Genomic DNA, 1732 nt, shown 5'->3' on the forward strand with positions numbered 1-1732 from the left:
GCGCTGCCCGGGGCGGCGACCCGCGCGTCGGCCGCGTGCGCGAGGGCGACGGCGAGCAGCAGGTAAGCGGTCAATCGGTGGTTGAGCTGAACCAGGGTGACGTTGTCGACGAAGTTCTCGATCCAGGGCCTGACCGAGAACAGCGTCTCGGCCGGCGGGATCAGGGCGCCGTCCATGGTCGGCCAGGTGTTGTGGACGAGACCGGCATGGGAGCCGGCGACCAGGCCGCCGAGGAAGATCTGCGCCAGCACCAGCGCCGGCAGGGCGAGCGCGACCGCGCGCAGGCGGGGTCGGGCCGGGGCGACACTCTCGCTGCGCTCGCCGGCGGCGAGCCAGACGAGGCCCGCCAGGATCAGGCTGGCCATGGTGAGGTGCAGGGCGAGCTTGATCGGCGCCACGGCGGTCATGCCGGGCTGGAGACCCGAGGCCACCATGATCCAGCCGATCGCGCCCTGCGCGCCCCCGAGGATGCCGAGCGTCAGCAGGCCGAGGCCGAGGCGCCGGCTCAGCATGCCGCGCCACCAGAACGCGATCAGCGGCAGGAAGAACACCAGGCCGACGATCCGACCGAGCAGGCGGTGCCCCCATTCCCAGAAATACAGCACCTTGAAGTCCGACAGGCCCAGGCCCTGGTTGAGGATGCGGTATTGCGGCGTGTCGCGGTACTTCTCGAACTCGGTCGCCCAGTCGGCGGCCGAGAGCGGCGGTACCACGCCGGTCACGGGGCGCCACTCGGTGATCGACAGGCCGGACCCGGTCAGGCGCGTCGCGCCGCCGACCGCCACCATCGCGACGACGAGGGCGGCGAGCAGGTAGAGCCACGTGCGGACGGCGCCTTCGCGGCGCGGGGATTCGGCAGGCCTCATCGGGGCGTCGTCGCTCGGATCGGTGACAGGGCGCCACCGGGTTAGGCAAAGCCGGCGCCCGCGGCAACGTCCGGCGTTGCCGCACGCGCGCGGACCGCGGCGGGACGGCGTCGACAGGGCGATCGCGTGAAGCCGCCTGGGGCGGCTTCACGGCGCGAAGAGCGCCGCGCGGAGCGGGGTCTTCAGGACGAATGTCCTGGAGACCGTCGAGCGAAGCGAAAGCCCAAGCCCGCGGAGGCGGGCGCCGGCGATTGAGGCCAGCTGAAAACAAGGGCGATCGCTTTCAGCGATCGCCCTGACGGCGCCGATCCGACGCGTTGCCATCGCCGGCCGCCGGCGCTACCCCCCGGGGCTAGCATCAAGGGAATCGCATGCGCCGCCGCACCCGCACCCTGATCGGGACGATCGGGATCCTGGCCTTCGTCATCGTCTACGCGCCGCTGGCGATGGCGCTGGCCGACAGCCGCATCGCCGAGGCGCCGGCCCTGCTCCAGACCGTGCTCTACAGCATCCTCGGCATCGCCTGGATCTTCCCGCTGATGCCGCTGATCAAGTGGATGGAACGACCGGACCGCTGACGGCGCCCGCGTTTTCGCCGCACTCGGGGGCGAGAAGCGGCCGAACCGCGCCGCTTCGCTCGCAGATGTCCTTCATGCCCCTCCCGAAACCGTCCCCTGCCCTCGCCGGGTTGCTCCTCCTGTGGCTCGGCGGCACCGCCCTGGCCCAGGGGACACCGCGTTCGGTCGGCGAGTGCGAGCGCCTGAAGAACGACCTCGCCTACAACCAGTGCCTGGCGATGTTCGGGCCGGCGGCCAAGAACGTCGCCGGCGGCTACGCGGCGGGCGAGACCCCGCCCGCGCCCGCCC

The 1732-nt window shown here is 72.2% G+C and carries 2 protein-coding genes and 1 pseudogene; 2 read left to right on the forward strand and 1 reads right to left on the reverse strand.

Annotation, left to right across the window (positions count from 1 at the left end; all coding sequences use genetic code 11):
* Positions 1 to 866, reverse strand: an 866-nt coding sequence (locus FV230_RS28015; RefSeq protein ID WP_147844688.1) for a COX15/CtaA family protein, incomplete at its 3' end; no start/stop codon positions are given.
* 371 nt (positions 867 to 1237) lie between these two features.
* Between FV230_RS28015 and FV230_RS28020 the strand changes: the two genes are divergently transcribed.
* Together FV230_RS28020 and FV230_RS28025 are read left to right on the forward strand one after the other, a co-directional pair.
* On the forward strand, positions 1238 to 1444 hold the full coding sequence (locus FV230_RS28020) for a DUF2842 domain-containing protein (RefSeq protein ID WP_147729767.1): 207 nt from the start codon (positions 1238 to 1240) through the stop codon (positions 1442 to 1444).
* A 74-nt stretch (positions 1445 to 1518) separates the two neighbouring features.
* Positions 1519 to 1732, forward strand: a pseudogene (locus FV230_RS28025) (hypothetical protein); the annotation flags it as partial.

Source organism: Methylobacterium sp. WL6 (assembly GCF_008040095.1).
In the GTDB taxonomy this organism is placed as follows: Bacteria; Pseudomonadota; Alphaproteobacteria; order Rhizobiales; family Beijerinckiaceae; genus Methylobacterium.

Coding starts and splice junctions, on each gene's coding strand:
- FV230_RS28020 (WP_147729767.1), top strand. CDS start 1,238: ATGCGCCGCCGCACCCGCACCCTGATCGGGACGATCGGGATCCTGGCC.